The sequence below is a fragment of the Collimonas fungivorans genome, assembly GCF_028292705.1.
GTDB classification, from domain to species: Bacteria; Pseudomonadota; Gammaproteobacteria; order Burkholderiales; family Burkholderiaceae_D; genus Collimonas; species Collimonas fungivorans_B.
Map to the genome: position 1 here is coordinate 1 of NZ_JAQGLV010000086.1, position 5,747 is coordinate 5,747.

5 protein-coding genes, 1 tRNA gene and 1 pseudogene are annotated in these 5,747 nt (G+C 57.6%); all 7 read left to right on the forward strand.

The window, feature by feature from the left end:
* Window positions 1-51 precede the first annotated feature (51 nt).
* Window positions 52-126: transfer RNA gene (locus JWQ61_RS04410), tRNA-Val, on the forward strand.
* A gap of 258 nt (window positions 127-384) precedes the next feature.
* Entirely contained in the window at window positions 385-1,887 is a 1,503-nt protein-coding gene (locus tag JWQ61_RS04415) for an AAA family ATPase (RefSeq protein WP_304359446.1), read from the forward strand.
* Window positions 1,888-2,211: 324 nt separating this feature from the next.
* Window positions 2,212-2,652, forward strand: a complete 441-nt coding sequence (locus JWQ61_RS04420; RefSeq protein ID WP_304359447.1) for a hypothetical protein — start codon at window positions 2,212-2,214, stop codon at window positions 2,650-2,652.
* 815 nt (window positions 2,653-3,467) lie between these two features.
* Complete coding sequence (locus JWQ61_RS04425; RefSeq protein WP_304359448.1) at window positions 3,468-3,650, forward strand: hypothetical protein; 183 nt, start codon at window positions 3,468-3,470, stop codon at window positions 3,648-3,650.
* Between the two features lie 68 nt (window positions 3,651-3,718).
* Window positions 3,719-4,219 (forward strand): hemagglutinin repeat-containing protein, encoded by a 501-nt coding sequence (locus JWQ61_RS04430; RefSeq protein ID WP_304359449.1) that lies wholly within the window; start codon window positions 3,719-3,721, stop codon window positions 4,217-4,219.
* Window positions 4,113-5,411, forward strand: a complete 1,299-nt coding sequence (locus JWQ61_RS04435; protein ID WP_304359450.1) for a hemagglutinin repeat-containing protein — start codon at window positions 4,113-4,115, stop codon at window positions 5,409-5,411. Before JWQ61_RS04430 ends, JWQ61_RS04435 begins: the two co-directional genes overlap by 107 nt.
* Window positions 5,390-5,747: pseudogene (locus JWQ61_RS04440) on the forward strand (hypothetical protein); the annotation flags it as partial. The gene JWQ61_RS04435 and the pseudogene JWQ61_RS04440, both read left to right, overlap by 22 nt.

The following is a 5,747-nucleotide window of genomic DNA, read 5'->3' on the forward strand; positions in this document are numbered from 1 at the left end:
ATAAGATTTCTCGACGTTTTTGCGGGGGTATGCGATAATACGCCCCGCTTTGGGAGGTTAGCTCAGGGGTAGAGCACTGCATTCACACTGCAGGGGTCGCAAGTTCGAAACTTGCACTTCCCACCAAGAATTGCTTCAAGTTCAAGAGGTTGAAGATGTGCCGGCCAATTTAAGGGTCGGCATTTTTTTTGTGGGTGTAATTTCCGCGGGCTAGCTTCCATACACCATTTGTGCCTTCGCGGGCAAGCTCCCGGAGTCGCCTGCCGAGCTGCCGCCAAACACTTGTTTTCCGACAGGGCGGAGTTTCGTTTGGTCCGTTATAACTGTGTATTAATTTATTAATACAGAGCGTTGACCACGCGATACTTGAGCAAGGGAGGGTCCATGGTTGATCTGAAGATATCTGACGGACGATGCCAGTTCTGTCATCGCACCGCCGGTGATGTAAAGCAGCTCATTGCTGGAGCTTCAGCATCCATCTGCGACAAATGCGTGGAGCTTTGCGTCGCGGCACTTCGCACTTCTCCGCCGGCAAAAATGCAGGAGTCATCCAACGACCGCCATCTTTATCAGCGTATCGCAAGCCATTTTGCGCCAATGCCGCCACAAGAGCTTTTCGCTACATCACGAACTTACCCGTTACGACAGCAAGCCGATTTGCAGGACGCACTCAACGAATTGCTCGGCGAACGACATATTCCGAAAAATTTTGTCGGCATTCATCAACAGTATAGGCACGATATCCTTGGCTTTTCAAAGTTACTGGAACGCGGCCACAATGCGGTCGAGGCCGCCCCGGCGCAGTATGAAGACGTGGCGATTGGTGATGGGGAAACAGTACGGTGCCTGAAAAATGGGCTGTGGCTATCGACAGACGAGCATGGCGCCTATGCGATTGTGCTCGCGCAAAAGAACGACTACCACGGCGGCGGCGACCTGGTCATTGAGATTGCCGCGCCTCCCGGTGAAGTTGGCGCCGAACTATGCACGCGTATCTTTGATGCACTGGAGCTTCGTCTTTCGAAAGGCAGCTGCTATCGCGGCAGGGTCCTTTCGCTTGAACAGCATTATATGTCGTCTGGCCATGCGGCACGAATTTGCGTGCATGAACTGGAAACTGTATCGCGTGCCGACGTGATCTTGCCAGAACTCACCCTGCGAGCCGTGGAGCGCAATGTCCTGAGATTTGCAGAACAGCGCCAGGCCTTGCGTGATCTGGGACTGTCAACGCAAAAGGGACTACTGTTTCATGGCACACCGGGAACCGGCAAGACGCATTGCATCCGATATCTTGCAGGTGCGCTGACCGGCCACACGACCTTCCTTATTACAGCGGATGGAGCAGGCTTGCTGCCAGAATACATGGCGCTGGCAAGATTGCTTCAGCCGGCGCTGGTCGTAATTGAAGACGCCGACCTGATCGCCCGCAATCGTTCCGAGCGTGACAACGCCTGCGACGAAGTCATGCTCAACCGACTGCTTAATGAAATGGATGGATTGCGCGAACGCGCGGACGTGTTTTTCATTCTGACAACGAATCGGCCCGAGACCTTGGAGCCGGCCCTCGCCAGCCGACCAGGCCGAATTGATCAAACGATTGAGTTCCCATTGCCAGACGAGACCCACCGAAGGCGATTAATCAAGCTGTATGCAAAAACATTGCCGGTTCCCCCAGAATTGATGGACGACCTGGCCGGGCGCACAGACCTCGCTAGCCCTGCATTCATCAAGGAACTCTTGCGACGGATTGCGCAGCATCACTTAGAGGTGGGAGCCGACGGTGACGTGTCCAGGGAAACTGCAGAGTCAGCTCTTCACGAGATGCTGTTTTCTGGCGGGACGCTCAATACGCGGCTGCTTGGCGGTGCGGGCGTTGACGTCGCTTAATGTCTTGCGGACAGACTCATATCGCCGTTCTGGCAACACCGGCATTCTGCGCCCATTCTTGCGCCTCACCACGGCTTCTTCGCTCTAAGCCCGCTTTAAAAACCGGCCCTCACTAGTATTCACACTGCAGGGGTCGCAAGTTCGAGACTTGTACTTCCCACCAAGAATACGCTTTATATCAAAGGCTTACACTGAAGGCCACGCTTGTTAAAATGGCGGAACAGCTGGAACTAACCTTTGACCTTATTCTTCGTGGTGAATGTCATAGCGATAGAGTTCCTGGTGTGCCTCGGGTAGTTTAAATAAAATTCATAGAATGAACGAATGGAAAAATCCGAAAATAGCAGGCATTTCGTTGAGTCCCAGCACATACCGGAGCGGATTGAAGTATCGGGGTTTGATGCTGCGGATGATAGCGTTCACATGCTTGAATGGATGAGAAAAGGCAGAGACGTTCGCCAGTTTGTTGTAAATGACATTGAGACTGAGCTGTACTCGCAGGATGCGAACTCCCAACTCTTGTCCGTGACCTGTAAAGCGAAGCCAAACTTTGAAACGAAGGTGAAAACCGATCAACAGGCCAAGAACGGCGTGGTGATTCAGTTTTTTGCAGCATTCCCTATGGCTTTGCGTGTTCGGGCGGCTAACGGCGCAGTATGGAAGTTGGATGTTGAGCACAGCTATCAAGCGACCAATCTCGATGTGCCTGACGAGTTTCAGCTTAGGTTGAACTTTACGATTGTTGGCCATCAAGTTGAAGCGTGACCTTGGAGCGCCGTCATCAACGGCGGAATTCAAAAGCGGTTTGGCACGGCGCGAACCCGGCCAGCGGCCAGCCAGCAGCGTGACCGCGTAAGTTACGTCCTCGTCGATGACAAGAATCAACCAACGATGATCTTGGAGCCGCTCGATTTTGCGGCATACAGAAATGCATCGCCTGGTATCCAGGCATTGATGACGCTTGCGCCACAATATGCGCTCGACTTCGCGTCATCCGGATTATATTCTGTCTCTGGCGATGGTCGCGCAGCGGAACATTTGGTTGCCGGTGTGACCTCGCGCGACTACGTGGTCGACATGGCGCTTGGGATTGCTGGAGCCGCAGCTGCGTCAGCGTCGGGACCGGTGAGAGCGGCTGATTTCGGTCTTAACAGGGATACCATGGGCGCGCGGGCGGAAACGCCGAACGGGATTTTCATTGGCCATTTATTAAGAATCCTAAATACACTCCATAAGAGGGTCCGATGAATATCTATTCTGTGGCAATTGCATCATTAGGAGGAGCGGAGGAGTCCTGCGAAATTGAGTTTGTGCGAGATGCATCAATTAAACTGACGGTTAAAAGCCGGCATTTCGGAACAATGTCGTTTGTAGATGATAATTTGTTTGACGCCTTATCAAAATTTCGCCTACGGATTGAGCAGGATGGATATTTATTGCTTTGCAATGCGGCTCGAAAGGACGCATACCCATCCCGGATGATTTGGAAATGGGAGGAGGTCGGAAGATCTACCTGTTGAATCCTGGGTCTCAAACAAGACGCGAGGATTTGGTGGAAGCATGAAATTACAGAGGATGTAGTGAAGGCTGCGCGTGAAAATCCTAACGGCTGGGTCTACAAGATTGAAGGTTCATTTGGGCCTGCGGAATATGTTCCTCCGGAAGCTGTTGTCGGGGCGTGGAAAGTTGATGAAGGTGGAAATTTGACAGGGGAATTTGTACAACTTGCACGTATGAAGTCCCACCAAACCGCCAATGCATAAGGTATTCCCAAGCACAAGCTCAACACAAGCCAAATAAGCGCTGTCACGCCAGCGGCCGCGCGGCCGTCTTGCCAGCCTGCCGCTGGGCCGCTTCCGCATCATCCCAGACCGCTTTTGAATTCAGCGCTGGACGGAAACGTTGCCAGATAGGCAATGCTGGCAAGGACGGCGTCACCGTGCTCCAGGCGGGCAACAACCTGAACCTCGGCACCGTCACCACGGCCAGCAGCAATTCGCTCAGCTGGGACGCGAACAACTACCGCAAGGACAGCACCACCACCGAGGTGGGCAGCCAGGTCCAGGCCACCGGTTCCATCGTGCTCAAGGCGGGCGCGGACATCAACGCGCGCGCCGTCGACGTGCAGGCCGGCACCTCGCTGTCCGGCATCGCTGGCAACAACCTCAACGTCGTCGCCGGCGTGAACGCGGTCACGGTGGACGAAGGCCACCAGCGCACCGAAAGTGGGTTCATGCACGACGAGCTCATCACCACGCGCGACACGCTCGACCGCAGCAGCGCGCTCGGCAGCAGCCTGGGGCGGCACTTCGGTGAACCTGATTGCCGGTAACGACATCAAGGTGACGGGATCGGGGATCGCGGGCGATGCCGCCGTAAACCTGACGGCCAAGAACGCCATCACGGTCACGGCAGCCATCGATACCAGCAAAGAGGATCATGCGCGCACCGTCAAGGAAAGCGGGTTCTTGAGCGGGGGCGGGTTCGGCATCAGCTACGGGACGCACACCACCAGTACCGACCAGCAGCAGGACGCGAGCCTGCAGAGCGGGCAGGCGCGCAGCCTGGTCGGTTCGACCGCCGGCAGCTTGACCCTGAACGCCGGCGGCGCCATCAACGTGGCCGGCAGCGACCTGATGGCCGGACAAGACATCAACCTGACTGGCACGAGCGTGACGATCACCCCGGGCCAGGACCAGGTTGACGGCAAGTTCGTCAGCAAGATGACGCAGGACGGCTTCACGCTGGCCGTGGGCGGCAGTGTGGTCAATGCGATCCAGACCATGCAGTCGATGAGCGAGGCAGCGAGCCAGGCGCAAAGCAGCCGGGTCACGGCGATGGCAGCGGCCACCGCCGCCCTGGCGGCGAAAAACGCCGCGGCCGACCTGGCGAAAAACGGCTTGAGCATCAATGTCAGTCTGACGGCCGGCCATTCGGAAAGCGAGCAGACCCAGACCACGGCCAGCACCAGCCACAGCGGCAGCACGCTGACGGCGGGCAACAACATCGCGCTGCAGGCCGACAATCAGGTCAACCTGCTCGCCGCACAAGACCTCGAGAGCCAGCACAGCCAGAGCAAGAGCCTGAGCGCGGCGGCCGGCGTGGCCGTCGGCTACAGCAGCAAGGGCGGGCTGGCGGGCGGCATAACCGGCAGCCTCTCCGCCAGCCGCGGCACAGAAGATGGCGAGGGCGCCACGCAGCTCAACAGCCATGTGAATGCCGGCGGGCAGCTAGCGATCGTCAGCGGCGGCGACACCAGCCTCAAGGGCGCGGTCGCCAGCGGCGCTCAGGTGGTCGCCGACATTGGCGGCAATCTGAACATCGAGAGCCTGCAGGATACGGCCAAATTCGACAGCAAGAATCAGAGCGTGAGCGTGAGCGGACGTACGGTTACGGCGTCAACGTCAGCGCCAGTGCCAACCAGAGCAAGATTTCCAGCGACTACGCCAGCGTGCAGGAGCAGAGCGGAATCCAGGCCGGCGACGGCGGGCTCCAGATCAAGGTGGCGGGCAACACCGACCTGAAGGGCGGCGCCATCGGCAGCACTGTCGCCGGTGCGGCGGCCAGCAGCCTGACCACGGCCACGCTGACGCAGAGCGACATCGCCAACCATGCCACGATGGAGGCGAGCAGCGTGGGCATCTCCGGCAGCGCGACCGTTGGCGGCAGCGACGACGGCAAATTCAACGAGGAAGGCGGCAAGGGACAGGGGCCGGGCGGCAAAAACCTGATAAACGAGGGGGCGACCGGCAAGAGTGCCGGCCTGCCTGGCATCGCGGCGACCAGCGACAGCGATGCCAGCACGACCAGGAGCGGCATTGGCGCCGGCACGCTGGTGATCACCGACGACGCAGCCCAGC

Coding starts and splice junctions, on each gene's coding strand:
- JWQ61_RS04415 (WP_304359446.1), top strand. CDS start 385: ATGGTTGATCTGAAGATATCTGACGGACGATGCCAGTTCTGTCATCGC.
- JWQ61_RS04420 (WP_304359447.1), top strand. CDS start 2,212: ATGGAAAAATCCGAAAATAGCAGGCATTTCGTTGAGTCCCAGCACATA.